The 26,140-nt window shown below is 66.5% G+C and carries 22 protein-coding genes; 11 read left to right on the forward strand and 11 right to left on the reverse strand.

Annotated elements, in window-relative coordinates; all coding sequences use genetic code 11:
• Positions 1-17 precede the first annotated feature (17 nt).
• On the reverse strand, positions 18-1,268 hold the full coding sequence (locus OKW87_RS13895; RefSeq protein WP_265540371.1) for an N-acetylmuramoyl-L-alanine amidase: 1,251 nt from the start codon (positions 1,266-1,268) through the stop codon (positions 18-20).
• A 574-nt stretch (positions 1,269-1,842) separates the two neighbouring features.
• On the opposite strand from OKW87_RS13895, the gene OKW87_RS13900 reads away from it, so the two are divergent.
• The 5 genes from OKW87_RS13900 (at position 1,843) to OKW87_RS13920 (ending at position 8,575) form a co-directional block, all read left to right on the forward strand.
• A complete protein-coding gene (locus OKW87_RS13900; protein ID WP_265540372.1) occupies positions 1,843-4,554 on the forward strand; it encodes an Rne/Rng family ribonuclease in 2,712 nt (903 codons plus the stop codon).
• Between the two features lie 121 nt (positions 4,555-4,675).
• Positions 4,676-6,046 carry a M48 family metalloprotease gene (locus tag OKW87_RS13905; protein ID WP_265540374.1) on the forward strand — a complete coding sequence of 457 codons (1,371 nt, stop codon included), beginning with the start codon at positions 4,676-4,678 and terminating at the stop codon, positions 6,044-6,046.
• Positions 6,046-6,801, forward strand: a complete 756-nt coding sequence (locus OKW87_RS13910; protein ID WP_265540375.1) for a DsbA family protein — start codon at positions 6,046-6,048, stop codon at positions 6,799-6,801. Before OKW87_RS13905 ends, OKW87_RS13910 begins: the two co-directional genes overlap by 1 nt.
• A 71-nt stretch (positions 6,802-6,872) precedes the next feature.
• Entirely contained in the window at positions 6,873-7,808 is a 936-nt protein-coding gene (locus OKW87_RS13915) for an ABC transporter ATP-binding protein (RefSeq protein WP_265540376.1), read from the forward strand.
• Positions 7,805-8,575, forward strand: coding sequence for an ABC transporter permease (locus OKW87_RS13920; protein WP_265540378.1), 771 nt, complete (start codon positions 7,805-7,807; stop codon positions 8,573-8,575). Before OKW87_RS13915 ends, OKW87_RS13920 begins: the two co-directional genes overlap by 4 nt.
• 86 nt (positions 8,576-8,661) lie before the next feature.
• Here the strand turns inward: OKW87_RS13920 and OKW87_RS13925 are convergent, their stop codons facing one another.
• Both OKW87_RS13925 and glpX read right to left on the reverse strand, forming a co-directional pair.
• On the reverse strand, positions 8,662-10,512 hold the full coding sequence (locus OKW87_RS13925; RefSeq protein ID WP_265540380.1) for a CocE/NonD family hydrolase: 1,851 nt from the start codon (positions 10,510-10,512) through the stop codon (positions 8,662-8,664).
• A gap of 199 nt (positions 10,513-10,711) precedes the next feature.
• The gene (gene glpX, locus OKW87_RS13930) at positions 10,712-11,680 is read right to left on the reverse strand and encodes a class II fructose-bisphosphatase (protein ID WP_265540383.1); all 969 of its coding nucleotides are present in this window, start codon (positions 11,678-11,680) and stop codon (positions 10,712-10,714) included.
• A 143-nt stretch (positions 11,681-11,823) separates the two neighbouring features.
• Here glpX and OKW87_RS13935 point away from each other — a divergent pair, with 143 nt between their 5' ends.
• Positions 11,824-12,180, forward strand: a complete 357-nt coding sequence (locus tag OKW87_RS13935) for a hypothetical protein (RefSeq protein ID WP_265540384.1) — start codon at positions 11,824-11,826, stop codon at positions 12,178-12,180.
• Here OKW87_RS13935 and OKW87_RS13940 read toward each other — a convergent pair.
• The 3 genes from OKW87_RS13940 to OKW87_RS13950 all read right to left on the reverse strand — a co-directional run bounded on the left by OKW87_RS13940 (position 12,177) and on the right by OKW87_RS13950 (position 15,116).
• Positions 12,177-13,469 (reverse strand): homoserine dehydrogenase, encoded by a 1,293-nt coding sequence (locus OKW87_RS13940; protein ID WP_265540386.1) that lies wholly within the window; start codon positions 13,467-13,469, stop codon positions 12,177-12,179. The two genes, OKW87_RS13935 and OKW87_RS13940, sit on opposite strands and share 4 nt — an antisense overlap.
• 131 nt (positions 13,470-13,600) lie before the next feature.
• The gene (locus OKW87_RS13945; RefSeq protein ID WP_265540388.1) at positions 13,601-14,551 is read right to left on the reverse strand and encodes an isopenicillin N synthase family dioxygenase; all 951 of its coding nucleotides are present in this window, start codon (positions 14,549-14,551) and stop codon (positions 13,601-13,603) included.
• Positions 14,552-14,609: 58 nt separating this feature from the next.
• Positions 14,610-15,116: a hypothetical protein gene (locus OKW87_RS13950; protein ID WP_265540390.1), complete on the reverse strand. Its 507-nt coding sequence runs from the start codon at positions 15,114-15,116 to the stop codon at positions 14,610-14,612.
• 102 nt (positions 15,117-15,218) lie between these two features.
• Here OKW87_RS13950 and OKW87_RS13955 point away from each other — a divergent pair, with 102 nt between their 5' ends.
• The 3 genes from OKW87_RS13955 (at position 15,219) to OKW87_RS13965 (ending at position 17,799) form a co-directional block, all read left to right on the forward strand.
• Complete coding sequence (locus OKW87_RS13955; RefSeq protein WP_265540392.1) at positions 15,219-16,454, forward strand: multidrug effflux MFS transporter; 1,236 nt, start codon at positions 15,219-15,221, stop codon at positions 16,452-16,454.
• A gap of 77 nt (positions 16,455-16,531) precedes the next feature.
• The gene (locus tag OKW87_RS13960) at positions 16,532-16,867 is read left to right on the forward strand and encodes a DNA primase (RefSeq protein WP_265540394.1); all 336 of its coding nucleotides are present in this window, start codon (positions 16,532-16,534) and stop codon (positions 16,865-16,867) included.
• Positions 16,868-16,935: 68 nt separating this feature from the next.
• Positions 16,936-17,799, forward strand: coding sequence for an MliC family protein (locus OKW87_RS13965; RefSeq protein ID WP_265540396.1), 864 nt, complete (start codon positions 16,936-16,938; stop codon positions 17,797-17,799).
• Here the strand turns inward: OKW87_RS13965 and OKW87_RS13970 are convergent.
• The gene (locus OKW87_RS13970) at positions 17,789-17,995 is read right to left on the reverse strand and encodes a hypothetical protein (RefSeq protein ID WP_265540398.1); all 207 of its coding nucleotides are present in this window, start codon (positions 17,993-17,995) and stop codon (positions 17,789-17,791) included. The genes OKW87_RS13965 and OKW87_RS13970 overlap by 11 nt on opposite strands.
• Before the next feature lie 66 nt (positions 17,996-18,061).
• Between OKW87_RS13970 and OKW87_RS13975 the strand changes: the two genes are divergently transcribed.
• Entirely contained in the window at positions 18,062-18,454 is a 393-nt protein-coding gene (locus tag OKW87_RS13975; RefSeq protein ID WP_265540400.1) for an acyl-CoA thioesterase, read from the forward strand.
• Here the strand turns inward: OKW87_RS13975 and OKW87_RS13980 are convergent.
• From OKW87_RS13980 to OKW87_RS13990, 3 genes are read right to left on the reverse strand one after another with little or no spacing between them, the layout of a single operon-like run.
• Positions 18,451-18,834, reverse strand: a complete 384-nt coding sequence (locus OKW87_RS13980) for a hypothetical protein (protein WP_265540402.1) — start codon at positions 18,832-18,834, stop codon at positions 18,451-18,453. The two genes, OKW87_RS13975 and OKW87_RS13980, sit on opposite strands and share 4 nt — an antisense overlap.
• A 5-nt stretch (positions 18,835-18,839) precedes the next feature.
• Positions 18,840-21,512: a phosphoenolpyruvate carboxylase gene (gene ppc, locus OKW87_RS13985; protein ID WP_265540403.1), complete on the reverse strand. Its 2,673-nt coding sequence runs from the start codon at positions 21,510-21,512 to the stop codon at positions 18,840-18,842.
• A 33-nt stretch (positions 21,513-21,545) separates the two neighbouring features.
• Complete coding sequence (locus OKW87_RS13990; protein ID WP_265540405.1) at positions 21,546-22,466, reverse strand: L,D-transpeptidase family protein; 921 nt, start codon at positions 22,464-22,466, stop codon at positions 21,546-21,548.
• A 95-nt stretch (positions 22,467-22,561) separates the two neighbouring features.
• Between OKW87_RS13990 and OKW87_RS13995 the strand changes: the two genes are divergently transcribed.
• On the forward strand, positions 22,562-23,407 hold the full coding sequence (locus OKW87_RS13995) for an oxygenase MpaB family protein (RefSeq protein WP_265540407.1): 846 nt from the start codon (positions 22,562-22,564) through the stop codon (positions 23,405-23,407).
• Positions 23,408-23,543: 136 nt separating this feature from the next.
• Here OKW87_RS13995 and gyrB read toward each other — a convergent pair whose 3' ends face one another.
• Positions 23,544-26,078, reverse strand: a complete 2,535-nt coding sequence (gene gyrB / locus OKW87_RS14000) for a DNA topoisomerase (ATP-hydrolyzing) subunit B (RefSeq protein WP_265540409.1) — start codon at positions 26,076-26,078, stop codon at positions 23,544-23,546.
• Between the last annotated feature and the right edge of the window lie 62 nt (positions 26,079-26,140).

Here is a 26,140-nt window from a genome sequence, read left to right on the forward strand (position 1 = left end):
AGCAGCGGGACAGCAGATCAGCGCGATGCGAGGCGTGTGGCGAAATGGATTTCGACGGCCTTGCGGACGCTCTGCGCAACCCGTTGCTGGCCGTCGCGCGACGCCAGGAATTCGGCATCGCGCGCGTTCGAGATATAGCCGGTCTCGAACAGGATCGAAGGCATGTCGGGCGCCTTGAGAACCATCAGCGACGCCATCCGGTGCCAGTTGGCCTTGACCGGGATCAGCGGCTGCGCCTCGCGGCCGAGCAGACGGGCGAAGCTGGCGGACGTATTCATCGTCTCGCGCTGGGTCAGGTCGATCAGGATCGACGAGATGTCCGGGCTGGCGACGCCCAGATCGACTCCGGCGAGGATATCGGCCTTGTTCTCGCGTCCCGCCAGCCGCGCGGCCTCCTTGTCCGAGGCGACTTCGGAAAGCGTGTAGACGGTCGCGCCCGAGGCCTCGGTGTTGCCGGCGCTGTCGCAATGGACGGAGATGAACAGATCGGCCTTGAGCCTGCGTGCAAGTCCGTAGCGCTCCTGCAGGATCAGGAAGCGGTCGTCCTCGCGTGTCAGCGCGACGCGAACCCGGCCGGATTTCAGCAATGCATCGCGGATCGCGAAGGCGACCTTGAGCGTCAGATCCTTTTCGCGCAGGTCGCCTGTCGGCGAGAGCGCGCCGGGATCGTGCCCGCCATGACCGGCATCGATCACGACCAGCGGGCGATCCGCGTCGCCATAGACTTTGGGAAGTGGCGCCGCGGGCGCACGGCGCGGTAGCGCCATCGCGACGCTATAGGGGTGCCGGCTCGACGGCTGGAGATAGGTGAGCGGGGGCAGGAAGCTCATCCGCCGCTCCGCCGCGGCGCGCGCGAAGCGGGCATCGTCGACGGTGCGCAGCTGGAGCGTGAGCGTGCGGCCGTCCTTGCCGAATGTGCCTTCGGTGACGATGGCGGGGCGGGCGAGATCGAAGACGATGCGCATGCCGCTCTGGCCCTGCGACCCTTGGCGGATGCCAGAAACGACACCGCCTGCCCGCGCATCGCTACCGGGTTCGGCGCCATGCAGGTCCAAGGCAATACGTTGCGGCCCCGCGAGCATGAACGCGCTCGCTTGAGTCACCGGCGTGTCGAACTTCACAACGACGCGATCGCCCTGGACGCGCACTTCCTGCACAACACCTGCCCAGCTAGGCACTCCGGTCAACCAACCGGAGAGAAGGGCAAGCAGGAAAAGCACCCGCGCGATATGCCGTGATGAACCGTGGGGGGTCCAGTTCAAAAGCATTCTCAACTCACTCACTCGGCTCGAAAGCCCTGACGGTTCGTGGGTAGCGGCCCGCTTCTTCCAACGCGGTGAAGCGAGACGGTTAACCACGCGTTCGGCATATTTTTGCCGGCAAGGCCGGCAATCGATTGCCGTCCGGCTCGGCAAAACATGGCTTCGGCCGGTAAAACTTCGCTGGCTTGGAGCCTCAGGAATTTTGCGGAACGCGGGCATGGCGGTGCCCGATCCGGCTCCCGCGGCGCGGGTGGTTGCCGCGTCGCGCGGGGGGTGCTAGCACCGCAACGGTCCGACCTATTGGTGCCGGACGTGTCACGCGGCCACATCGCCGCGACAGTTCAGGTTGACGTTCGCATGAGGCAATTTCCCCACCGATTGACCGCCAAGGCCATGCCGGCTTTGCGCGCGATGGTGGTGGAGCAATCGAACCGCAGGTTCGTGCGTGCCCGTGCAGCAACAGCAGTTTTCGAAACCTGCGGAACCGCAGCCGGAATGCCCGGCCGCGAACGCTTCACATATCGCGCGCACGCGCCCCAGCCCCTCGGGGTCTCTGGCCGGCGCGCCCGGAGAACATTAAATGACCATGCGTATGCTGATCGACGCACGCCACCGGGAGGAAACCCGTGTGGCTGTCGTCAAAGGGAACCGGATCGAGGAATTTGATTTCGAGTCCGCCGAGCGAAAGCAGCTCAAAGGAAATATCTATCTAGCCAAGGTTACCCGGGTCGAGCCGTCGCTGCAGGCGGCGTTCATCGACTATGGCGGCAATCGCCACGGCTTCCTGGCCTTCTCCGAAATCCATCCCGATTATTACCAGATCCCCAAGGAGGATCGCGACGCGCTGTTGCGTGAAGAGGCCGAGCATGCCGCCGAAGAGGCTGCATTGCGTGCCGAGGAAGATGACGACGATCACGCCCTCGAGTCTGAAGACGGCGTGGAAGTGCTCGAGCGGTCGCACGACGACGAGCATGACGAGCACGACCATGACGACGAGGCGTTCGAGACCGAAGAGGCTTCGGAGGGCGATGGCGAGCGCGGCGGTGGTCGCGGGCGTGGACGCGGCCGGGGCGGCAAGCGCCGCGGTGGCGAGGACAGCCCCGCGGAGGCACTGCGCGAGCGCCGGATGAACCTGCGCCGTCGCTACAAGATCCAGGACGTGATCCGCCGCCGCCAGGTGCTGCTGGTCCAGGTCGTCAAGGAAGAACGCGGCAACAAGGGTGCGGCGCTGACGACCTATCTGTCGCTGGCCGGCCGTTACTGCGTGCTGATGCCCAACACCGCGCACGGCGGCGGCATTTCGCGCAAGATCAGCTCGGCTGCCGATCGCAAGCGTCTCAAGTCGATCATGTCCGACATGGCATTGCCGCCCTCGATGGGCTGCATCGTCCGTACCGCCGGGCTTCAGCGCACCAAGACCGAGATCAAGCGCGACTTCGATTATCTGGCCCGACTGTGGGACGGGATTCGCGAGGAGACGCTGAAGTCGACCGCGCCGGCGCTCGTTTATGGCGACAGCGACCTGATGAAGCGCGCGATCCGCGACATCTACAACAAGGATATCGACGAGGTGATCGTCGAAGGCGAGGACGGCTATCGCCAGGCCAGGGAGTTCATGAAGCTCCTGATGCCGAGCCACGCCAAGAAGGTGAAGCAATATGCCGACGCGGTGCCGCTGTTCCAGCGCGCCGGGGTCGAAGAGCAATTGTCGGCGATGTACCATCCGGTGGTGCAGCTGAAGTCCGGCGGCTATCTGGTGATCAACCCGACCGAGGCGCTGGTCTCGATCGACATCAACTCGGGCCGCTCGACGCGCGAACATTCGATCGAGCAGACCGCGACCCAGACCAACCTCGAGGCCGCCGCCGAAATCGCCCGCCAGCTGCGCCTGCGCGACATGGCCGGGCTGGTCGTGATCGATTTCATCGACATGGATCATTCGTCGAACGTCCGTAAGGTCGAGAAGGCGATGAAGGAGGCGCTGAAGAACGATCGCGCCCGCATCCAGGTCGGTCGCATCAGCGCCTTCGGCCTCATGGAGATGAGCCGCCAGCGGCTGCGCACCGGCGTGCTCGAAGCATCGACTCGTCAGTGCCCGCATTGCGAGGGCACCGGGCTCGTCCGTACCGCATCGTCGGCGGGCCTGTCGGCGCTGCGCATGATCGAGGACGAGGCCGCGCGCGGGCGCGGCTCGCAGATCACGCTGCGCGCCAGCCAGGAAGCGGCCTTCTACCTGCTCAATCGCAAGCGCGGCGAGCTGGCCGAGATCGAGGATCGCTACGGCGTGCTGGTCGAGGTGATTTCGGACGGCGAAGTCGAGGGTGCGCGCATGTCGGTCGAGGCCTCGGGCCCGCCGCCGGCGCATGCGCCGCGGATCGAACGGCTGATCGAAGAGCCCGAAGACGATTATGTCGAGGAGATCGACGAGGAAGAGGAAGAGGAAGAAGAGGAGGCCGAGGCCCCCCGCGCCCGCGAACCCCGCGAAGCCCGTGAGGGCCGCGAAGAGGGTGACGGCGAGGGTCGCGGCAAGCGCCGCCGTCGTCGTCGGGGCCGTGGTCGTCGCCGCGATGGCGAGACCGGTGTCGAGGGCGAAGGCGAGGCCGAGCGCGACGAAGAGCGCGGCGAGCCGATCGAGAGCGAAGAGGCAGTCGACGCGGTAGAGGCGGTATCGTCCGAGCGACCCGAAGGCGAGGAAGGCGAAGGTCGCGGCAAGCGTCGTCGCCGGGGCCGCCGTGGCGGCCGCCGTGGCGGATCGTCGAGCGAGGACGCCGCCGTCGAAGCGGGCGAAGACGCTCTGGGCGAAGGCGAGTCGGCGGGAGAGGCAGAAGCGCCTGCCGCGCCCGAGCCGGAAGCCGAAGCGGCCCCCGCGCCGAAGCGCAGCCGTCGCAAGAAGGCCGTCGTGGAGGCAGAGGCTGCGGCCGATGAGCCTCCTGTCGCAGAAGCGCCCGCTGCCGAGGAAGCTCCCGTGGAGCCGACCCCGGCACCCAAGCGCAGCCGTCGCAAGAAGGCGGACGTCGTTGCCGAAGTGGCGCCGGATGCCGCCGAGCCCGCGCCCGAAGCCGAGCCTGCTGCCGAGGCGGCGCCCGCGCCCAAGCGCCGGAGCAGCCGCCGCAAGGCCGTCGTCGACGTGACGGAAACGCCGGCCGAAGCGGTGGCGGAAGCAACGGCCGACGCTTCCGCCGATACCCCCACCGAGGCCGAGCCCGCGCTGCAGGACCTGACGCCTGACGCGGACGGGACCGACGAATCTTCCCCGCGCCGCGGTTGGTGGCAGCGGACCTTCGGGGCCTGAAGATGCGGGGAGTGCGCCCGGCGATGCGGCGCACTCCCCGTCCTCCGCGGCTTCACGGCATGTTCATCGCGCATCCCGGAGAGCGTTGCCGCCAGTGGAGTTTGGGACGATGATGCCGCGCATGAAGCGCCTTGCCGCCTTGCTGGCCCTCTTGTGCCTGACCTGTTTCGTGGCGCGCCCGGCGCTTGCGCAATCGCTGCTCCGCGACGCCGAGACCGAAGCGCTGCTGAACGACATGTCGCGGCCGATTCTGATCGCCGCCGGGCTTTCACCCGCCAATTTCAAGGTCGTGCTGGTGCAGGACCAGTCGATCAACGCCTTCGTCGCGGGTGGACAAATCGTCTATATCCACTCCGGGCTGATCGACGCGGCGGACACCGCCAACGAAGTCCAAGGCGTGATCGCGCACGAGATCGGCCATATCGTCGCCGGCCATGCCGTCTTCCAGAATGACGGCGGCTTCACCAACATCTCGATCCTGAGCCTGTTGCTCGGCGCCGCGGCGATGGCCGCGGGCTCGCCCGAGGCCGGCACCGGCCTGATGATGATGGGCCAGCGCGCGGCGATCGGCAAATATCTGGCGTTCAGCCGCGTCCAGGAATCGTCGGCGGACGCGGCCGGCGCGCGCTTCCTCACCTCGGCCAACATCACCGGCAGGGGGATGCTGACCTTCTTCAACAAGCTAACCGCGCTCCAGCACCGCTACGGCTTCTATTCGACCAATCCGGAGATGGATCCCTTTTCGCAGACCCACCCGATGTCGGCGGACCGTGTCGAGACGCTGAAGGGAGATTTGCAGAAGGCGCCGGACTGGAACAAGCCGCTCGACGCGAATATCGAGCGGCGCTTCAAGCGCGTCCAGGCGAAGCTGCGCGGCTATACCCGCGAGCCGGAGGCGACGATGCGGCTCTATCCGAAGAGCGATCAGTCTGCGCCGGCGCATTATGCGCGGGCCTATGCCTACCATAAATCGGGTTATTCCGATCAGGCGGCGGCGGAGACCGCGGCGCTGGTCAAGGCTGCGCCCGAAGACCCCTATTTCCTCGAGCTCGAAGGGCAGATCCTGCTCGAATCGGGCAAGCCGAAGGAGGCTATCGAGCCCTTGCGGCAGGCGACGCTGCGATCGAACAACCAGCCGCTGATCGCCGCGACCTTCGGCCATGCGCTGATCGCGACCGAGGACCGCGCCAATCTGGTCGAAGCCGAGACGGTGCTTCGCCAGGCAGTCGCGCGCGACAAGGAGAATCCCTTCGCCTGGATGCAATTGGGCACCGTCTATGAGCGGAAGGGCGACGAGGCGCGCACTGCACTCGCCACCGCCGAGCGCGCGCATCTGATGGGCGATTCGCGAGTCGCGCTGATGAGTGCGCGCGGGGCGATGGCGGCGCTGCCGCAGGGCTCGTCCGATTGGATCCGCGCGCAGGATATCATGATGGTCTCGCAGACCGCAGTCGAGGAGGCGCGGCGCAAGGGCCGGCGCATCGCGAATTGATGGAACGGCTGTTGCGCAATCCCTTCATGCTGCTCGGCGCGTTCATCGCCTCGGCCTTTCTGGGCGCTGCCCTGTTCGCGCTGATCCAGTCGCGGATTCCGTCGCTCAACGGACCGTCGATCCGCGGCTATCTGCTCGCGCACCCCGAAGTGTTGCCCGAAGCGATGGAGCAATTGCAGGCGCGCGAGGCGGCGAAGGCGGAGAAGGTGCAGCAATCTGCGCAGGCGGCGCTGCCGCAGCATCTGCCGGCGGTGCGCAAGGCCTATGCCGGTGCCTGGGCAGGCAATCCGCAGGGCGACGTCACCGTCGTCGCCTTCATGGACTATGCCTGCGGCTATTGCCGGGCGAGCCTGCCCGGCATCGCCGAGCTGATCGCCAAGGATCCGAACGTACGCGTGGTCTATCGCGAGTTTCCGGTACTTGGCCCCGAGAGCGGCGTCGCGGCGCGCTGGGCGCTGGCAGCGGCCGAGCAGGGCAAATATGGTGCGTTCCACGATGCGCTCTATGCCGAGGGTTCGCCGAGCAGCGAGACGATTGCGATCGCAGCGGGGAAGGCCGGGCTCGATCGGGCGCGCGCCGATGCGGCGGCGAAGTCGGCTTCGGTCGAGCAGGAGGTGGCGAACAACCATAAGCTGGGCGAGGCGCTGGCGGTGAGCGGTACGCCGAGCTGGGTGGTGGGCGACAAATTGCTCTACGGCGCGCGCGATTATGCCGGGCTCGCGGCGGCGGTGACCGAGGCGCGCGCGGGCAAATAAGCGCGGGCCGCTTGTCCCGTGCCGCGGGGCCTCTTACGTAACGGGCGCGTACCGTTCGGGGCTCCCAATACATGCAATCCATCCTGTCGATTTCCCAGGTCAGCAAGACCTATGCGTCCGGACACAAGGCGCTCGACCATGTCGATCTCGAAATCCGCCGCGGCGAGATTTTCGCGCTGCTAGGCCCCAATGGCGCGGGCAAGACGACGCTGATCAGCATCATCTGCGGGATCGTCACGCCAAGCACCGGCACGATCCTGGTCGACGGGCATGACGCAATCCATTCGGCGCGCGAGGCGCGGTCGCGGATCGGGCTGGTGCCGCAGGAATTGTCGGTCGACATGTTCGAGACGGTGATGTCGACGCTGCGCTTCAGCCGCGGGCTTTTCGGCAGGGCGCCCAACCAGGCGCATCTCGATCAGGTGCTCAAGGACCTGTCCTTGTGGGACAAGCGCGATGCGAAGATCATGGAATTGTCCGGCGGCATGAAGCGCCGCGTGCTGATCGCCAAGGCGCTCAGCCACGAGCCCGACATCCTGTTCCTCGACGAACCCACCGCGGGGGTCGACGTCTCGCTGCGGCGCGACATGTGGACGATGATCGGCAAGCTGCGCGAGCGCGGCGTCACGATCATCCTGACCACCCATTATATCGAGGAGGCCGAGGAAATGGCCGATCGGGTGGGGGTTATCAACCGGGGCCAGCTGCTGCTGGTCGAGGAGAAGGCCGCGCTGATGAAGAAGCTCGGCAAGCGGCAGATGGATATCTCGCTGGTCGAGCCGCTGGCCGCGATCCCCCCGGATCTGGCCGAATGGCACCTGAGCCTCGAAGATGAGGGGCATATGCTGCGCTACGTCTTCGACGCGCAGGCGGAGCGCACCGGAATCCCGTCGCTGCTGCGCAAGCTTGCCGACATGGGCGTGCAGTTCAAGGATCTCGATACATCGAAATCGAGCCTCGAGGATATTTTCGTCGACCTGGTCGGGCATAAGGAAGTCGCGGCATGACCGGCGTCAATTTCTACGGCATCTGGGCGATATATCGCTTCGAGATGGCGCGCACGCTGCGCACCCTGTGGCAGAGCATCGTCACCCCGGTGATCACCACCTCGCTCTATTTCATCGTCTTCGGCGGGGCGATCGGCAGTCGGATCGATTCGATCGACGGGGTGAATTACGGCAGCTTCCTGGTGCCCGGGCTGATCATGCTCTCGCTATTGACGCAGAGCATCGCGAACGCGTCGATCGGCATCTACTTCCCCAAATTCACCGGCACGGTGTTCGAGCTGCTCTCGGCGCCGATTTCCGCGCTCGAAATGGTGGTTGGCTATGTCGGCGCGGCGGCGACCAAGTCGATCATCATCGGGCTGATCATCCTCGCCACCTCGGCCTTCTTCGTCCCGCTGCGGATCGATCATCCGCTGGCGATGCTGGCTTTCCTGGTGCTGACCTCGATCACCTTCAGCATGTTCGGCTTCATCATCGGCATCTGGGCGAAGGGGTTCGAGCAGCTGAACATCGTGCCGGCTTTGCTGGTGACGCCGCTGACCTTCCTGGGCGGGGCTTTCTATTCGATCACGATGCTGCCCCAGCCGTGGCAGACGATCAGCCTGTTCAACCCGGTCGTCTATCTGGTGAGCGGGTTCCGCTGGAGCTTCTTCGGCAAGGGGGATGTCGATATCTGGTGGAGCCTGGGGTTCACCGGGCTATTCCTGCTGCTGTGCCTCGGGTTGATCGTGGCGATCTTCAAGACCGGGTATCGGCTCAAAAACTGACCGTCATCCCGGCGGAAGCCGGGATCCAGGCTTACAGAGGACTGCCTTGCTTGACTCTGGATCCCGGCCTTCGCCGGGATGACGACTTATCTTATGACCGGCAGCGTCACCATCGATCCCCCGCACACCCGCTGGGTCGCCTTCACGAAATCCTCTGGCTTGGCCTTGTAGATGTTCGGCACGAACTTCTGCGGGTTACGATCGAGCATCGGAAACCAGCTCGACTGGACCTGGACCATGATCCGATGCCCTTTCTTGAAGACGTGATCGTGCGACCGCAGCGGCACGTCCCAGGCGATGACCTGGTTGGCAACGAGCGGCGTCGCTTTCTCGAAGCTCTGCAGATAGCGGCCACGGCGGACGTCCATCGCGATCGGGAATTGGTAGCCGTTGAGCGTGCGCGGATAGTCGCCGAGTGCGCCTGATCTTGGCTGCTCATAATCGTCGGGCAGCACGTCGATCAGCTTGACCACCATGTCGCTGTCGGTGCCCGAGGTCGAGGCCATCAGCTTCGCCGTGACTTCGCCGGTGACGGTGAGGTCGGCCTCGAGCGGGGCGCTGACATAGCTGAGCACGTCGGGGCGGTGATCGACGAAACGCTGGTCGGCAGCCTCCCACCAGCGCCATTCCTGCGAGGGATAGGTGCGCGAGATCGGGCGCTCGCGGAAGGGCACCGGGTTGGCAGGGTCCGAGACATATTCGCGGCACAAGGCAGCGTCGGCGGGCGCGGTGAAGGACAGCGAACCGTCGGGCTGGAGGTAGAGATTGGTCGCGGTCGCGGCGGGGGCAGGCCATTTGGGATAGGATTTCCACTCCCACGAGCCGCTCTGGAAGATGCGCGCCTCGAAGGCGGGCCTGGCGCCCTTGCCGTGCAGCCAGTGCGCGAAGAAGGGCGCCTCGATATCACGCAGGAAATCGATCCCGCTCTCCTTGCCGAACTTGATATAGCCGACGTCGCTGCCGGGGCCGCGCCAGGTGCCGTGCGCCCAGGGACCGGCGACGATCATGTTCAGGCCGTTCGGATCCTGCGCCTCCATCTTCTCATAGATTTTCCAGGTGCCGAGCGGGTCTTCCTGATCCCAGAAGCCGGCGACGTGGAGGGTGGGTACTGTCGTTCGGCCGAGCTTGTCGGTCCAGCGTTGGCGCTTCCAGAAATCGTCATAGTCGGGATGCTCGATCATCTCGGTCAGCCGCGGCACGCTGCCCTTGAAATAGAGCTTGTCGAGATTCTCGACGGGTCCGAGCTTCAAGAACCAGTCATAGGTGTCGACGGGCACCTTGCCGCCATAGTCGAAATCCTCGCCCCGATCATTGTTCTGGAGGCTGAACAGCCAATCGGTCGCGTAGGACAGCCGCATCGCCCCGTAGCGGTGGAGATCGTCGTGGATCCACCAGTCGTTCCACGCCGCCTGCGGGCTGACTGCCTTGAGCGCGGGATGCGGCCGGGCGAGCGAAATCGCCGCGGCATAACCGGGATAGGAGACTCCCATCATCCCGACCCTGCCATTGTTGCCGGCGACATTCTTCACCAGCCAGTCGACGCTGTCATAGCCGTCGGTGGCTTCGTCGGTGCCTTTGGGCCCCTTTGCGTCGATCGCCATCGACATGGTGAAATCGCCGTCCGATTTGAACTGGCCGCGCATGTTCTGGAAGACGAGGATATAGCCGTCCGCCATCAGGAAGCGCATCGCCGCGGGGATTGCGGGCGGGGCGCCGGCGGGCACGCCATAGGGCGTGCGCTGGAGCAGTATCGGCAGCTTGCCGGTCTTGGCCGTCGGGCGCAGGATCACCGTCTGGAGCTTTGCGCCGTCGCGCATCGGGACCATGACTTCTTCGTAGGTGAAAGGCGCGGCAGGCTTTTGCTGGGCTTGCGGCGCTTGCTGGGCGGGGAGCGCGGAGAGGGGCGCGGCGAGTGCTGCCAGCGCTACAAATTTCATCGATGCCCGCACTGCGTCCTCCGGATGGTTTCGGCGAGGGTAGGCGGGGGATTTTGGCGGGGCAAGCAGAGTGGGGATGCCCTTCCCTATATTCCGTCATCCCGGCGAATGCCGGGATCCGGAGCCAAGCAGGATGTCGCTCGTGATCCTGGATCCCGGCTTTCGCCGGGATGACGAAGGAGGTGGGGAGCCGAACGGCTCAGTCGGTGCGATGCTCGCCCTTGACCCAGCGCACCGTGCCCGAGCTGGCGCGCATCACGACGCTCTCGGTGGTCATCTTGCCCTTGAGCCGCTTGACGCCGGCGAGCAGCGAGCCGTCGGTCACGCCGGTGGCGGCGAAGATGCAGTCGCCCTTGGCCAGCTCGGTCAGGTCGTAGATCTTGTCGAGATCGGTGATGCCCCATTTGCGCGCGCGGGCGCGCTCGTCGTCGTTTCGGAAGATCAGCCGGCCCTTGAACTGGCCGCCGACGCAGCGCAGCGCCGCGCAGGCCAGCACGCCCTCGGGCGCGCCGCCCGAACCCATATAGATGTCGATCGTCGTGCTGGGATCGGTGGTGGCGATCACGCCGGCAACGTCGCCATCGCCGATCAGCATCACCCCGCAGCCGATCGCACGCAGCTCGGCGATCAAGGCTTCGTGGCGCGGGCGATCGAGCACGCAGGCGATGATCTCGTTGGGCTCGACGCCCTTGGCGGCGGCGACCGCGCGGACGTTCTCGGTGGCGGACTTGGCGAGATCGATCACGCCTTCGGGATAGCCCGGGCCGACCGCGATCTTGTCCATATAGACGTCGGGGGCGTTGAGCAGTCCGCCTTCCTCGGACACCGCGAGCACTGCAAGCGCGTTGGGCCCGGCCTTGGCGCAGATCGTGGTGCCCTCCAGCGGATCGAGCGCGATGTCGATCTTGGGGCCCTTGCCCTGCGCCGCGCCGACCTTTTCGCCAATGAAGAGCATCGGCGCCTCGTCGCGCTCGCCCTCGCCGATCACGACGGTGCCGTCGAGATCGAGCATATTGAGCGCCTCGCGCATCGCCTCAACCGCGGCATGATCCGCCGCTTTCTCGTCGCCGCGTCCCGTGAGCAGCGAGGCGGCGATCGCCGCCGCCTCGGTCACGCGCACCATCTCGAGCACGAGGACACGATCGAGAATATGGCTGGCGGTCTGCATGGCTTTGGGCACCTCTGGAAGAAACTGTCGCGTCGATAGGGGGCGGATGTTGCAGTGTCGAGGCTGCTTGCGTTGTCAGCCCGCGGCGCAATTCTGCCACAAGCCTGGGGCAACCTTGTGGCGATTTCCCGCCGGAGGTTCCGATGCTGCTGCCGCTCTTGCTGTTGTTGGGCCAGGAGGCGCCGACGCTTGAACAGGCCCTGTCCCGCTATCGCGAGAAGACGCGCGGCGATGTGGCGTGCCGGGCGCGCGCCGAGGACGAGGAGATTCTCGTCTGTGCGGGACGCGATGCCGATCGCTACCGCGTGCCGCTGGTGACCGCGAGTGCCGGGCGCGAGGCCGCGGACGTGCGGCTGGGCTATCTTCTTAGCCCCGACGCCGCGGGCTTCGTGCCGTGCGGCAAGGGGGCTTTCCTGGTACGCTGTGGTTCGGTCGGCGTCGGCGTGTCGATCGACAGCACGGGCGGAGCGCGTGTTTCGGAACGGCCGCTGGCGCCTTAATCATCGAGGATGTGCATCCACATCGGCTCACCGACGAGGCTGGTCGAGCCCCGCAGCTTCTCCAGCGCCTGGGCGACGCTGCGCTCGGGGCCTTCATGCGTGACGATCGCCACCAGGACGCTGCCGTCGGGCTGGGCGCCGCGCTGGATCAGGCTTTCGATCGAGACGCCGGCGTCGCGCATCGACGCGGCAATCTCGGCGAGCACGCCCACCTTGTCGGCGACAGTGAAGCGGACATAGGCGCGGGCGCGGCGCTCGCCGCTGTCGGCGGCGTCCTGCGCGACCAGCGAGTCGGCGGGCATCGCAAATGGGGGGCCGAATTCGCCGCGCGCGATGTCGATCAAGTCGGCGACTACGGCGCTGGCGGTGGGGCCGTCGCCGGCGCCGGCGCCCTGGAACAGCAGGCGACCGGCGAAATTGCTCTCGACCACAACGGCGTTGGTCGAGCCGACGACATGCGCGAGCGGATGGCCGAGCGGCACGAGGTGCGGATGGACGCGCTGGAACAGTCCGTGCGGCCCCGAATCGGCGACGCCGACCAGCCGGATCCGGTAACCGAGCGCGGCCGCCTCGGCGATGTCGGCGGCGATGACGTGGCGGACGCCGGTGACGGCGACGTCGTCGAAGGCGGGCTGGGTGCCGAAGGCGATGCTGGCGAGGATCGAGAGCTTGTGCGCGGCGTCGACGCCGTCGATGTCGAAGCTGGGATCGGCCTCGGCATAGCCGAGCCGCTGGGCTTCGCCGAGGATATCGGCGAAGTCGCGGCCTTCGGCCTCCATCTTCGAGAGGATGAAATTGCAGGTGCCGTTGAGGATGCCATAGACGCTGCCGATCACGTTGGCGGCGGCGCCTTCTCGGAGCCCCTTGATCACCGGCACGCCGCCCGCGACCGCGGCTTCGAATTTCAGCGCGAGCCCGGCCTGCTCGGCGGCGCGGGCGAGTTCGAGGCCGTGATGCGCGATCATCGCCTTGTTGGCGGTGACGAAGCTCTTGCCTGCGCTCAATGCGTTGCGCGCGAGGGTGAGCGCGGGTCCGTCCGATCCGCCGACCAACTCGACCACGACGTCGGCGCGGGCGTGTCGCGCAAGCTCGGCGGGATCGTCGACCCAGTCGAAGCGGGCGATGTCGACGCCGCGATCCTTGCTCCGGTCGCGCGCCGACACCGCGACGATCTCGATCGGACGCCCGGCGCGCCGTTCGATCAGCGCGCCATTGGTGTCGAGCAGGCGGATGACGCCGCCGCCGACGGTGCCCAGCCCGGCGAGTGCGATGCGAAGCGGTTCGGTCATTCTCGGCTCATCCCCGTCATGCTGAACTCGTTTCAGCATCCAGCGCGCGGCAGGCGCCGCACCCGAAGCCTTTGCTGCACCTTGGACCCTGAAACAAGTTCAGGGTGACGGAGGATTTTCTTGGGCCAGCCTTATTTCTTGATCAGCCCGATCTCGACGAGCCGCTCGTGGAGATAGTCGTGCGCGGTGATCGGCTCCGGGTAGCGGTTGGGCCGCTCGGCGCTGATCGTGCCCGGCAGCGTCTGGATCAGGAAATCGGGCGCGGGGTGGAGGAAGAAGGGCATCGAATAGCGGGCGTGGCCGCGGCGCTCGGGCGGCGGGTTGACCACGCGGTGGGTGGTCGAGGGGAGGACATGGTTGGTGAGCCGCTGGAGCATGTCGCCGACATTGACCACCAGCGCGTCGGCGGGCGGCTTGACCGCGAGCCATTTGCCGTCGCGATCGAGCAGTTCCAGCCCGGCTTCCTCGGCGCCGAGCAGCAGCGTGATCAGGTTGATATCCTCATGCGCGCCGGCGCGGACTTCGGGGGCGTCGGCGGGTACGGGGGGATAATGCAGCAGGCGCAGGACCGAATTGCCGTCCTTGACCGCGGGATCGAACCAGTCGGGCGCGAGCCCCAGATAGCGCGCGATCGCCGAGAGCAATTTGTCCCCTGCATCGTCGAATGCCTGGAACAGTTCGAGGAAGGTTTCGCGGAACCCCTCGGGCCGATCGGGCCAGATATTGGGGGCCATGCTCGACTCGAAGCGATGGCCCTTGGCCAGCTCGCGGCCGACGTGCCAGAATTCCTTGAGGTCGACATGGCTCGCGCCCTTGGCGATCTCGGTCTTGAACGGGGTATAGCCGCGCGCGCCGCCGCCGCCTTCAAGCACGAGCGCGCGCTTCTGCGCCTCGGGGAGGTCGAAGAAGGCCTTCGTCATCGCCCAGGCGCGCTCGATCAGCGGCTGGGGAATGCCATGATCCTGGACCACGGCGAAGCCGAAGCGCTGGAACGAGCTGCCGAACGCCTGCGCGAAGCCTTCGGGATCGGAGCGCTGGTCGGCCAGCGAGACCGGGGTGATTTCTGAGAGCGTGTCGAGCATGCGAGTCTCCGGGAGTCGTGCCTCCCCGTTAGACCCGCACGCCCCCGTGGGACAATGCTTAGCTGCCGACCGCCAGCGTGCCTTTCGACTTCTGGTCGCCATCGTCGCTGAGCGTCAGGACAAAGGGCTCGCCGTCGTCGGTGGTTCCTTTCAGGCCCTGGCCGGCGGTTTCGACCTTGAAGCCGCGCCGGGTCATATTGTCGCGGAACCAGGCCTGGACGGTCGCGGCGGCAGCGGGGCTGGCGAAGGTGACGCGCAGCTTGCCCTCGTCGGGCTCGCCGGCCTTCTCCTGTGCATCGAGGTTGAACGCACCGATCGTCGACTTGGGATAGAGTTTGACGCCGTTGACGTCGAAATCCTCGGCGTTGATCTTGATCGCGGGCAGCTTGAACGAACCCTCGAACCCATCAGCCTTGATCGCCATCTGGCCGTTGGCGTCGGTGGAGATGACGGCATTGTCGCCCTCGTCCGAGGACGCGTTGATGGAGATGCTGGTGCCGGGGCCACCGCAGGCGGCTAGGGGAAGCAGGGACAGAGCGAGCAGGGACTGGGCGTAGCGAAGCATCAGGGACTCCACAGGAGTATTATTAGAGCAACACACTAACCCAGGGCAATTCGACGGTCAAGGAGGGGTGACGTATCGGCGGCGATCCGCCATTGCCCGCGCATGGCCGAGCCGCACCCCTCCACCGATTCCGCCAACCGCGCGCCGCTGGCGTTCGGCGAGTTCGTCACGTTGATCGCGGCGATGATGGCGCTGACTGCGCTCGGCATCGATTCGATGCTGCCGGCGCTGCCTGCGATCGGTGACAGCCTGGGCGTGGCCGAGCCGAATCATCGCCAGTTCGTGATCACCACCTATCTGCTCGGCTTCGCGATCGCGCAGCTAGCCTACGGTCCACTGTCCGATCGCTATGGCCGGCGCCCGGTGCTGGGCACCGCGCTGATCCTGTTCGTGATCACCAGCGCGGTGGCGGCGATCTCGGGAAGCTTCGTGCTGCTGCTGATCGCGCGCGCGGCGATGGGCGCAGCGGCGGCGGGCGCGCGCGTCGTGACGGTGGCGCTGGTGCGCGACTGTTTCTCGGGGCGGGCGATGGCGCGGGTGATGAGCCTGGCCTTCATGGTGTTCATGGCCGCGCCGATCTTCGCACCCGCCTTCGGGCAAGGCGTGCTGTGGGCGGGCGGATCGTGGCGGATGATCTTCTGGGGCGTGGCTGCGGTCTCGACGCTGGTTGCCGTCTGGTTCTGGTGGCGGATGCCCGAGACGCTCGGCCGCGGATCGCGCCAGTCGCTCCAGCCCGCACGCATCCTGAGCGACTATGGCCTGGTGCTGCGCGATCGCTGCGCAGTCGGCTATACGATCGCCACGGCGCTGCTGTCGGGCGGCCTGTTCGGCTTCATCGGATCGATTCAGCAGATCATGGAAGAGGTCTTCCATCGTCCTGAAATGCTGACGCTGATCTTTGCAGCGGTGGCGAGCACGATGGCGGTCGGCTCCTTCCTGAATTCGCGGATCGTGATGAAGCTCGGGACGAGACGGATCTCGCACACCGCACTGGCCCTGTTGGTGCTGATCTCGGCGGTGCACCTGCTCGTTGCACTCTCGGGTCTCGAGACGCTGTGGAGCTTCGCCATCCTGCAGGCGCTGATGATGGGCTGCTTCGGGCTCGCCACCTCCAACTTCTCGGCGATGGCGATGGAGCGGATGGGCGAGATCGCCGGCACCGCTTCCAGTCTGCAGGGATTCGTGACCACGCTGGCCGGCGCCCTGATCGGCGCGCAGATCGGGCAAATGTTCGACGGCACCACCGTGCCGCTCTACGCGGGGTTCCTGCTGATGGGCGTGATCGCCTTTGCAGTCGTCGCGATTGCGGAACGGGGCAGGATGTTCCGGCCGACTTGAGGGAACGCTTGCAGTCCTTGCGCCGTTCGCGATGATGAACCCGGCGATTCCCGCCGCGGACGGACGAAGGACAGGCGATGGGCGGTTACCAGATCCCCTCACAAGGCCCCAATGACGACGGCTTCGACGAAGAAGGCTATGACGAGAGCCAGCGCGCCGAGATCATCGAAGTCACCCAGGACGCCCCCAGCAACGGCACGATCCTGACCGACATCCCGATCGACCTGGGCGACGACGACGTCGAAGCAGAGGATGAGCTCAATATGGTCGATGGCGAGATCGCGGGCGAGGATGACGACGCGGAACTCGACGAGGACGATCTGGACGAGGACGAGATTCAAGACGATCTCGACGACGATGACGTCGATGAAGACGATCTCGACGATGGCGACGAAGTGGCGCTGCAGCCCTGATCGACGGTGAGCGGGAACGCGCGGATCGAGCCGGCGCTCGTTCGGTTTGGCTGAATTGGGGTTTGCCGATGCGCCTGTGCTTCCCGCTCGTCCTGGTCCTGGCCGGCTGCAACGCCGGTCCCGCGGACGATGCCATTCAGACGGGCAATCTTGCGGAGACCGCGGGAGGATCGACACCGCTGCCGGCGGCGGGCCCGACGGGTGAGCCGGAGCCCTATACCCCGCCTGCACTCGGCGAACCCGGTGGCCTGCCCGACGATCGCACCCCGATCAGCGAGGCGCCTTTCACCGAGGATAGCGCGCAAGGCGCGGCGAATATCGTCCAGACCTATTATGCGCTGATCGCCGAAGGCAAATATGCGCAGGCCTTTCGGCTGTGGGAGCCGGGCGCCGCCGGCATGACCGCAAGCGCGTTCGCGGAGAGCTTCGATCGCTATTCCGATTATCGTGCCAATATCGGCGCGCCCGGTCGGATCGAGGCGGGAGCGGGTCAGCGCTTCGTGATCGTGCCGGTTCAGGTCTACGGCCGGCTGAAGGAAGGTGCGCGGCCGTTCAACATGCTGGGCAGCCTCACACTCCACCGCGTCGAGGTGGATGGCGCGACCCCGGATCGGCGGCGCTGGCGCATCCGCAGCAGCGCGATCAAGCCGACCCCCGGCGTAGCGGCACCTGCCCCGCAACCGACAGAGAATAATCGCTCGACCGCGCGCTATCGCTGCATCGACGGATCGCGGCTGGTCGCCAATTTCGATCCCGATAACGATCGCGTCACCGTCGCGCGCGGCGGCAAGGTGCTGGCGACGCTGCGGGGCGAGCGCTCGGTGTCCGGCAGCCGTTACAACGCAAATGGCTTCGAGCTTCGCGCCAAGGGCAACGATATGACCTTCACCGCGCCCGGCGAGCCGCCAATCGCCTGCGCCGTCATTCGCTGAGGAAGTTGCGCAGCACCGCGAGGTCGGCGTTGCTGACCTCGGCGCCCGAATCGTCGGTCAGCGCCGTCTCGGGCGGCACATCCGGCGTCGAACTTCCGAAGCCGATGACGGTGATCGCGGTCCACAGAATGCCCGCCGCCCATAGCAAGGCGGCCCAGCGGCTGCGGAAGATGCGCGAGGGGCGGCCGGGCAGCATCGCCGCGCAATAACCGCGCGCGAATGAAGGCTGCGCTTCGAAAGCTGGTTAAGCTAGGCTGCCTGCATGACGCCCTATACCGCTTCGATTACCGCCGGCCCCGAGGACATCGACATCCTCGGCCACGTCAACAATGCTGTGTGGGTCAAGTGGATCCAGGACGTGGCGGTGGCGCATTGGCACGCGATCGCCACGCCCGCGCACGACGCGGCCTATGTGTGGGTCGTGACGCGGCACGAGATCGACTATCGGCGGAGCCTGCTGGTGGGCGAGACCGTCACCGCCGAGACCTGGGTGAGTGAGCCGCCGCGGGGCGCGCGGTTCGACCGCCATGTTCGTTTCACCGGGGCCGACGGGAAGGTGCGGGTGGAGGCGAAGACCACCTGGGCGGTGATGGACCGGGCGACCGGGCGGCTGGTGCGGGTGCCGGCGGATTTGGCGGCGCTGTTTCTGGCTTAGCCTTGCGACGGGGGATCGACGCTCGGCCTCGACCAGGCACGGGGCCAGGAATCAAAATCCGCCCCGGCCCAGATCGCGTCACCCTGCAAAGCGAAGAATATGAACTCAGGCGGGTCCGGCCATCCGAACCACATGCGCTCGCGCACGATCAGGCGTCGCCCTTCCCACTCGACGACGGCAATCGTGTCGTCGCCGAAGCGCCCCAGGATCGGGTGGGCCTCGATCTCAGCGCGCGCATCGGCAGTGGGTGCTTGCCACTGCAACGGCAGCCGAGCGAGCCGCGCGAAGCGCCGACGAAAGCGCAGATCGTCGGCCAGCGACTGACCGAAACCATCGTCCGTGGATGCACCCACCAACCATGTTTTCAACCAATCGAACATCGTGCCTAGCCCGAGTTGCGGAGCGCCGTGGCGATGGCGTTGATCGAGAGGAGGATGCCCTCGCCGATCCGCGCATCGTCCTCGCCGGCGCGGTGTCGCTTGAGCAGTTCGATCTGGAGCAGGTTGAGCGGCTCGATATAGGGCAGGCGCAGGCGGATCGAGGTCTCCAGGCCGGGATGCTTTTCCAGCAGCCGGGTCTGGCGGGTGACGCTAAGCAGCCCGTCGTGCGTCGCCTGCCATCCGTCGCGGATGCGGGTGAAGATGCCGTCGCGAAGACCCTCATCCTCGACCAAGGCGGCATAATGGCGCGCGACGTCCATATCGGACTTGGCGAGCACCATCTCCATATTGGCGAGCGCCGAGGCGAAGAAGGGCCAGCCCGCGGCCATTTCGCGCAGCAGCCCCTTGTCCTCGAATGCCTCCAGCGCGGCGCCGACGCCGTACCAACCGGGCAGCATGATCCGCGCCTGCGACCAGCTGAACACCCAGGGAATCGCGCGCAGATCCTCGATCGCGTCGGATTTCTTGCGGCTGGCGGGGCGCGAACCGATCTTGAGCCCGGCGATCTCGGCGATCGGGGTGGCCTGGCGGAAGAAGGTGCGGAAGCCCTCGGTCTCGTAGACCAGCCCGCGATAGGCCTTGAACGCCGTCTCGGAGAGCTGGTCCATCGCCGCGGCGAAGCGGGCGGCATCGGCCGGGGCGAGCTTCTCAGGCTCGAGGCTGGCGAGCAGCGTCGCCGATGCCATCGCCTCCAAATTGGTCATCGCGCTGGCGCGGGTGCCATATTTGGCGGCGATCACTTCGCCCTGCTCGGTGATGCGGATGCGGCCCTGCACGGTGCCGCGCGGCTGGGCGAGGATCGCCGAAAAGGACGATCCACCGCCGCGCCCGACCGCGCCGCCGCGGCCGTGGAACAGCTGCATGCCGAGATTGGCCTTCTCGAACACCGGTTTCAGCGCGGTCGAGCCGCGGCTGAGCTGCCAGGTGGAGGTGAGATACCCCCCATCCTTGTTCGAATCGGAATAGCCGATCATCACTTCCTGATGCCCACGGCCCGCGGCGATGGCCGAGACTTCGGGGAGGCCGAGCCATGCTCCCATGATCGCCGGCGCGCCCTGGAGATCGGCGATCGTCTCGAACAAGGGGATCGCCATGATATGCGCCTGGGGATTTTCGCCCGGTAGATAGAGGCCGGCTTCCTTGAGGAGGATATGGACTTCGAGCAGGTCCGAGACCGACTGCGCCATCGAGACGATATAATGGGTGATGCACTGGCGCCCGTAGCGGGCGTGCGCCTCGGCGGCGGCCTTGACGATCGCCAGTTCGGAGGCGGTCTCTTCCGAATAATCGGCATAGGGGCTGGTCAGCAGGCGCGGGCTCTGCAGCTCATGGCGCAGCGTCGCGACGCGCGCATCCTCGTCGAGCGCGAGATAGTCGTCGCAGACGCCCGCGGCCTTGAGCAATTCGGCTACTACCTTCTCATGCACCGCGCTGTTCTGGCGCATGTCGAGCGTGGCGAGATGGAAGCCGAAGGTCTCGACCGCGCGGATCAATCGGCCGAGCGCGCCGCCGCTTGCCAGCGGTCCGCCCTCCTCGGCGGCGAGGCCGCGGGCGATCGCGACCAGTTCTTCGCGAAAGTCGCCGGGTCCTGCATAGGCTTCGGCGGTTAGCGGGGCGGGCCGGGGCGCGCGCTTACCGGTCAGCTTCTCATGGGTCGCCGAGAGGCGGGCGTAGATTCCCGACAGCGCCTGGCGATAGGGCTCGTCCTGGCGGCTCTTGCCCTTGTCGTGGCTGGCTTCGGCCAGCTTGAGAACCGCGTCGCTCACCGGTGTATGCTCGGTCGAGATCGACAGCTCGGCGCCGAGTGCGTGGACCGAGTCCATATAGTAAACCAGCACCGTCTCGGCCGAGCGCGCCAGCGCCAGTCGCATCGATTCGGCGGTGACGAAGGGATTGCCGTCGCGGTCGCCGCCGATCCACGAGCCGGCGCGCAGGAAGCTCGGCGCGCGCTCGCCCAGCGCACGATCCCAGCGGGCGTACAGCGCTGGGAGCACGGGCAGGAACACGTCGCGCAGATAGGAAAGCGCGGTCTCGACTTCGTCGGCGACGCCCAGTTTCTCGCGGCGGAGTACGCGGGTCTGCCACAGCAAGGCGATCTGGCGGAGGATCGCTTCCTCGACCTTGTCGCCATCCTCGGTCTCGTCGCGCCCCAGATCCTTGAGCGCCATCAGCTCGGCGATCCGGTTCTTATGGTCGATCATCGATTTGCGGCGCACTTCGGTGGGGTGCGCGGTCAGCACGGGCACGATCAGCGCATGATCGAGCAGCGCCATCACCGTGTCATGGCCGATCCCCTCGGCCTCGAGGCGCTTGAGCGCCGCCGCGACGTCGGCATCCTTCTCGGTCGCGACGCCCTGGCGATCCTCGGCGAGGTTGGCGAGCATCGAGAAGAGCATGAAGCCGCGGACGAAATCGAGCATCTCGTCGAGCGTGAGGCGATCGAGGCCCGGATCGATCGCGGCGGCGCCGGCGACGCCGCGATGGCGATCGACCGAGGTGGCGCGGATATATTCGATGCGCTTGAACAGCTCCTCGCCGCCATAAGCGCGGATCACGTCACCGAGGAGCCGACCCAGGAAGCGGATGTCCGGGTTGTTTGCGATCGCCAGGCTTGCCATGACCTCGGTTGCTGCACTGCAATAGCCGCGGGGTCAACGCCCTCCGGTCACCTCATCATCGGCGCGCCACGCCGCGAGCACCCGGTCATCCTCGAAATCCCGTACCGGGGGCGGCAGCGCGCCGATCCCGTCGGCCAGGCTGTCGGGCACGACCAGCATCGTCGTGCCCGGCCCGACCACCTCGGCAAGCGCCTGGCGGAACGGGTCGGCCTCCGCGGAGTCATCGCCGGCCGGATGCGCCGCCACCGGCATTGCCGCCGCGTCGCCTGGAAGGGGAATCCGCGACCAGCGATTGCGGTCCTCCAAGACATAGGCTTGCGCGCGCTCGATCGTCCCGTCGAAGGCGACCGGCGCCGAGCCGATCTGGACTCCGTTTCGCAGCACGATCATCCGTCGATCGGCGCCGCTGACGACGATCGAAACCGGGCCGCTGGTCGCGAGATCGGGGCGCCAGTAAGCGCGTTCGCCGCGCTGCGGGCCGCGCGCGGGGCGAGACCCCTGTCGCTGGTCGATCACCACCACGGTCATGCCGAGTCGAGTTTGCTGGAACAACTGGCTGGCGAAGGCGTGGGGCAGGCGGATGCAGCCGTGCGACGCCGGATAGCCGGGCAGCGCTCCGCCGTGCAGGGCGATGCCCTGCCAGGTCAGCCGCTGCATGAAGGGCATCGGCGCGTTGCTGTAGATATTCGAGCGGTGCTTGGCCGCCTTTTGCAGGATGGTGAACACCCCGGTGGGCGTGCGATGCCCCGGCTTGCCCGTCGATACGGCCGATGTCGCGATCGGCACCCCGCCGCGATAGGCGATCAGCCGCTGGGTCGCGATATCGATCACCACCAGCATCGGTCTCTCGGGGGACTGGCTGGAGCCTCCCGGGGACTGCATCCGTGCGGGTCCGGCGGTGGCGAGCAACCCGGCGGCGGCGAAGGCTGCGCGGCCAAGCTTCGGGATCGGCAAGATATGCGACTCCAGGCGATAGTTAATGCCCTGTTAGCAGGGACATGGGGCCGAGGGAACTTGCCCCGGCGCTGCGAGCCCCTAGCTTGTAGGAGATGAACCCCGCCGCCCACGCTGCGCATACGCTCAAGAGCGCCCTAATCGGCCAGGTCCGCGCCGTGTTCAACGACAAGGCGAAGGGCGAGCGCCCGGTGGTACGCCGCGACGACGGCCTGTTCGGCCCGCACTCGGTGGTGTGGCGCGTGCATGGCGACGTGACGACGATGATGGTCGGCGGGGTGACGGCGCTGTTGCTGCAGATGCTCCACCCGGCGGTGCTGGCGGGGGTCTGGGACCATAGCAATTTCCGCACCGACATGATCGGCCGGCTGCGCCGTACCGCGCGCTTCATCGCCGTCACGACGTATGGATCGCGCGACGATGCCGATGCGATCATCGAGAAGGTGCGCCGGGTGCACACCCATGTCCACGGCGTGCTTCCCGACGGTCGGCCTTACACCGCGGGCGATCCGGATCTGCTCGCCTGGGTGCATGTGACCGAGGCTGTGAGCTTCCTCGATGCCTGGATCCGCTATGCCGAGCCGGGGATGAGCCTGGCCGATCAGGACCGCTATTTCAATGAGTTCGCGGTGATCGGCGAACGACTTGGGGGCGCGCCGGTGCCCCATAGCCGCGCCGAGGCGGAGGCGCTGATCGCGTCGATGCGCGGCGAGCTGGTCGCCGATGCCCGCACACGCGAAGTGGCGCGGCTGGTGCTCGATCAGCCCGCACCCAGCCTGGCAGTGCGGCCGTTTCAGGCGCTCACCTTCCAGGCGGCAGTCGACCTGCTGCCCGATTGGGCGCGGCGGATGCATGGACTTCCGAGTGCGGGGCTGGCGACCCCGGCGCTGCGCATCGGCACGCGGGGGGTACGGAATACCTTGCGCTGGGCGTTTCGCTAGAATCCCTCTCCCGTTGGGAGAGGGAGGGAGGCGCGTAGCGCCGGAAGGGTGAGGGTCGAGGCGGAGATGCTGCCCTCGCCCTTCCCACCGCCTGACGGCGGCGGGCCCCTTCCCTCTCCCAACGGGAGCGGGAGATTTACACGTCCAAATTCGCGACGCTCAGCGCATTCTGCTGGATGAAGTCGCGGCGCGGCTCCACCACATCGCCCATCAGCTGCGTGAAGATCGCGTCGGCGACGTCGGCCTGGTCGACCTGCACGACCAGCATCGAGCGGTTCTGCGGATCGAGCGTGGTTTCCCAGAGCTGCTCGGCGTTCATCTCGCCGAGGCCCTTGTAGCGCTGGATCGCGAGGCCCTTGCGGCCGGCCGCCAGGATCGCGTCGAGCAGCTGGCTCGGGCGCGAGACCAGAGTCTGGCCCTTGGCGATCGCGACAGGCTCCTCGCCTTCTTCGGCTTCGGCCAAAGCCACGGCTGCCTCCGCTTCGGTGGCCGCGACTGCCTTGGACGGGACCAGTTTGGACGGCATCAGATAGCTTGGCGCCTGCTCCACCGCGAGCGCGTGGAGCTTGCGAGCCTCGGCGGAGATCAGGAATGCCGCCTCGACGATGTGATGATCGGTGACGCCGCGCCAGCGCCGCTCGAAATGATAGCCGCCATCTTCGGTCACACGCGCCGACCAGCGTGCGTCCTGGTCCGCCGCGTCGAGGCGGGTGACCACGGTCGTCAGGCTCTCCGCGCGCGTTTCGCGCGATGCCGCGGGATCGAGCCCGCCGCCCAAGCCCAGCACTTCGATGATCATCGGATCGTAGCGCCGCGGGACGTAGCGCATCAGCGTCCGCATGCGGCGGGCATGCTCGACCAGTTCGCGCAGATCCTCGCCGCTGCGCGCACCATTGGCGGTCTCCAGCACATTCCCGCCGACCCCGGCATCGACCAGATATTGGTCGAGCGCCGAATCGTCCTTCAGATAGACTTCCGAGCGGCCCTTGGTGGCTTTGTAGAGCGGCGGCTGGGCGATGTAGAGATGGCCGTTGGTGATGATCTCGGGCATCTGGCGATAGAAGAAGGTCAGCAGCAGCGTGCGGATATGCGCGCCGTCGACGTCGGCGTCGGTCATGATGACGATCTTGTGGTAGCGCAGCTTCTCGACGTTGAAGTCGTCGCGGCCGATGCCGGTGCCCATCGCCTGGATCAGTGTGCCGATCTCGCGAGACCCGAGCATGCGATCGAAGCGCGCGCGCTCGACGTTGAGGATCTTGCCGCGCAAGGGCAGGATCGCCTGGAAATGGCGGTCGCGGCCCTGCTTGGCGGAGCCGCCGGCGGAGTCGCCCTCGACCAGGAACAGTTCGGACTTGGCGGGATCGCGCTCCTGGCAGTCGGCGAGCTTGCCGGGGAGCGAGGCGATGTCCATCACCCCCTTGCGCCGGGTGAGCTCGCGCGCCTTCTTGGCGGCCTCGCGCGCGGCGGCGGCGTCGATCACCTTCTGGATGATCTGGCGCGCGGTCTGCGGATTTTCCTCGAGCCATTCCGCCAGCTTGTCGGCCATCAGGCTTTCGAGCGGCTGGCGGACCTCGGACGAGACCAGCTTGTCCTTGGTCTGCGAGCTGAACTTGGGATCGGGCAGCTTGACCGAGACGATCGCGGTAAGTCCCTCGCGCATGTCGTCGCCGGTGAGGCTGACCTTCTCCTTCTTCATCGCGCCCGATTTCTCGGCATAATTGTTGAGCGTGCGGGTCAGCGCGGCGCGGAACGCGGCGAGATGGGTGCCGCCGTCGCGCTGGGGGATGTTGTTGGTGAAGGCGAGGACATTCTCGTAATAGCTGTCGTTCCACTCGAGCGCGACGTCGATCGTCACGTCGTCGCGGGTGCCCGAAATCGCCACCGGCTCGGGCATCAACGGCACCTTGTTGCGATCGAGATATTTGACGAACGCGGCGATCCCGCCTTCATAATAGAGCTCGACTTCCTTGACCTCCTCGTGCCGCGCGTCGCGCATCAGCAGTCGGACGCCCGAGTTCAGGAAGGCAAGCTCGCGATAGCGATGCTCGAGCTTCTCGAAATCATATTCGGTGATCTTGAAGGTCTGCGGGCTGGCGAGGAAGGTAACGCGCGTGCCCTTCTTGCCCTCGGGCGCTGGCCCCAGTACCTTCAGCGGTGCGACGGCATCGCCATGGGCAAAGCGCATATAATGCTCTTCCCCGTCGCGCCAGATGTTGAGATCGAGCCACTCGCTGAGCGCGTTGACCACCGAAACGCCGACGCCGTGGAGGCCGCCGGAGACCTTGTAGGCATTGTCGTCGGAGGTATTCTCGAACTTACCGCCGGCGTGGAGCTGGGTCATGATGACCTCGGCGGCCGACACGCCTTCCTCGCTGTGGATGCCGGTGGGGATGCCGCGGCCATTATCCTCGACGCTCACCGATCCGTCGGCGTTGAGCTGGATGATGATCCGGTCGCAATGCCCGGCCAGCGCCTCGTCGATCGCATTGTCCGACACCTCGAACACCATGTGGTGGAGGCCCGAGCCGTCGTCGGTATCGCCGATATACATGCCCGGGCGTTTGCGGACCGCGTCGAGGCCCTTCAGGACCTTGATACTGTCGGCGCCGTAGGCGTTTGCGTTGGGGAGGTTTTCGGGAGTCTGATCGTCGTTCGTTGCCATGCCCAGCATATAGGGTCGCGGGGACCGAAACGAAAGCGAAATGGGCGCGGTGCTGCTCGGGCCGCGGGGTC

This window comes from Sphingomonas sp. M1-B02, from assembly GCF_026167525.1.
GTDB lineage: Bacteria > Pseudomonadota > Alphaproteobacteria > Sphingomonadales > Sphingomonadaceae > Sphingomonas.

What these genes read in the sequence shown, in the direction of transcription:
- OKW87_RS13950 (WP_265540390.1), bottom strand. Translation starts at nt 15,116, where the DNA reads ATGCTTCGCTACGCCCAGTCCCTGCTCGCTCTGTCCCTGCTTCCCCTA.
- OKW87_RS13910 (WP_265540375.1), top strand. Translation starts at nt 6,046, where the DNA reads ATGGAACGGCTGTTGCGCAATCCCTTCATGCTGCTCGGCGCGTTCATC.
- gyrB (WP_265540409.1), bottom strand. Translation starts at nt 26,078, where the DNA reads ATGCTGGGCATGGCAACGAACGACGATCAGACTCCCGAAAACCTCCCC.
- OKW87_RS13905 (WP_265540374.1), top strand. Translation starts at nt 4,676, where the DNA reads ATGAAGCGCCTTGCCGCCTTGCTGGCCCTCTTGTGCCTGACCTGTTTC.
- OKW87_RS13955 (WP_265540392.1), top strand. Translation starts at nt 15,219, where the DNA reads ATGGCCGAGCCGCACCCCTCCACCGATTCCGCCAACCGCGCGCCGCTG.
- glpX (WP_265540383.1), bottom strand. Translation starts at nt 11,680, where the DNA reads ATGCAGACCGCCAGCCATATTCTCGATCGTGTCCTCGTGCTCGAGATG.
- OKW87_RS13965 (WP_265540396.1), top strand. Translation starts at nt 16,936, where the DNA reads ATGCGCCTGTGCTTCCCGCTCGTCCTGGTCCTGGCCGGCTGCAACGCC.
- OKW87_RS13960 (WP_265540394.1), top strand. Translation starts at nt 16,532, where the DNA reads ATGGGCGGTTACCAGATCCCCTCACAAGGCCCCAATGACGACGGCTTC.
- OKW87_RS13945 (WP_265540388.1), bottom strand. Translation starts at nt 14,551, where the DNA reads ATGCTCGACACGCTCTCAGAAATCACCCCGGTCTCGCTGGCCGACCAG.
- OKW87_RS13925 (WP_265540380.1), bottom strand. Translation starts at nt 10,512, where the DNA reads ATGAAATTTGTAGCGCTGGCAGCACTCGCCGCGCCCCTCTCCGCGCTC.
- OKW87_RS13935 (WP_265540384.1), top strand. Translation starts at nt 11,824, where the DNA reads ATGCTGCTGCCGCTCTTGCTGTTGTTGGGCCAGGAGGCGCCGACGCTT.
- OKW87_RS13895 (WP_265540371.1), bottom strand. Translation starts at nt 1,268, where the DNA reads ATGCTTTTGAACTGGACCCCCCACGGTTCATCACGGCATATCGCGCGG.
- OKW87_RS13975 (WP_265540400.1), top strand. Translation starts at nt 18,062, where the DNA reads ATGACGCCCTATACCGCTTCGATTACCGCCGGCCCCGAGGACATCGAC.
- OKW87_RS13900 (WP_265540372.1), top strand. Translation starts at nt 1,843, where the DNA reads ATGACCATGCGTATGCTGATCGACGCACGCCACCGGGAGGAAACCCGT.
- OKW87_RS13940 (WP_265540386.1), bottom strand. Translation starts at nt 13,469, where the DNA reads ATGACCGAACCGCTTCGCATCGCACTCGCCGGGCTGGGCACCGTCGGC.
- OKW87_RS13980 (WP_265540402.1), bottom strand. Translation starts at nt 18,834, where the DNA reads ATGTTCGATTGGTTGAAAACATGGTTGGTGGGTGCATCCACGGACGAT.
- OKW87_RS13915 (WP_265540376.1), top strand. Translation starts at nt 6,873, where the DNA reads ATGCAATCCATCCTGTCGATTTCCCAGGTCAGCAAGACCTATGCGTCC.
- OKW87_RS13970 (WP_265540398.1), bottom strand. Translation starts at nt 17,995, where the DNA reads ATGCTGCCCGGCCGCCCCTCGCGCATCTTCCGCAGCCGCTGGGCCGCC.
- ppc (WP_265540403.1), bottom strand. Translation starts at nt 21,512, where the DNA reads ATGGCAAGCCTGGCGATCGCAAACAACCCGGACATCCGCTTCCTGGGT.
- OKW87_RS13995 (WP_265540407.1), top strand. Translation starts at nt 22,562, where the DNA reads ATGAACCCCGCCGCCCACGCTGCGCATACGCTCAAGAGCGCCCTAATC.
- OKW87_RS13920 (WP_265540378.1), top strand. Translation starts at nt 7,805, where the DNA reads ATGACCGGCGTCAATTTCTACGGCATCTGGGCGATATATCGCTTCGAG.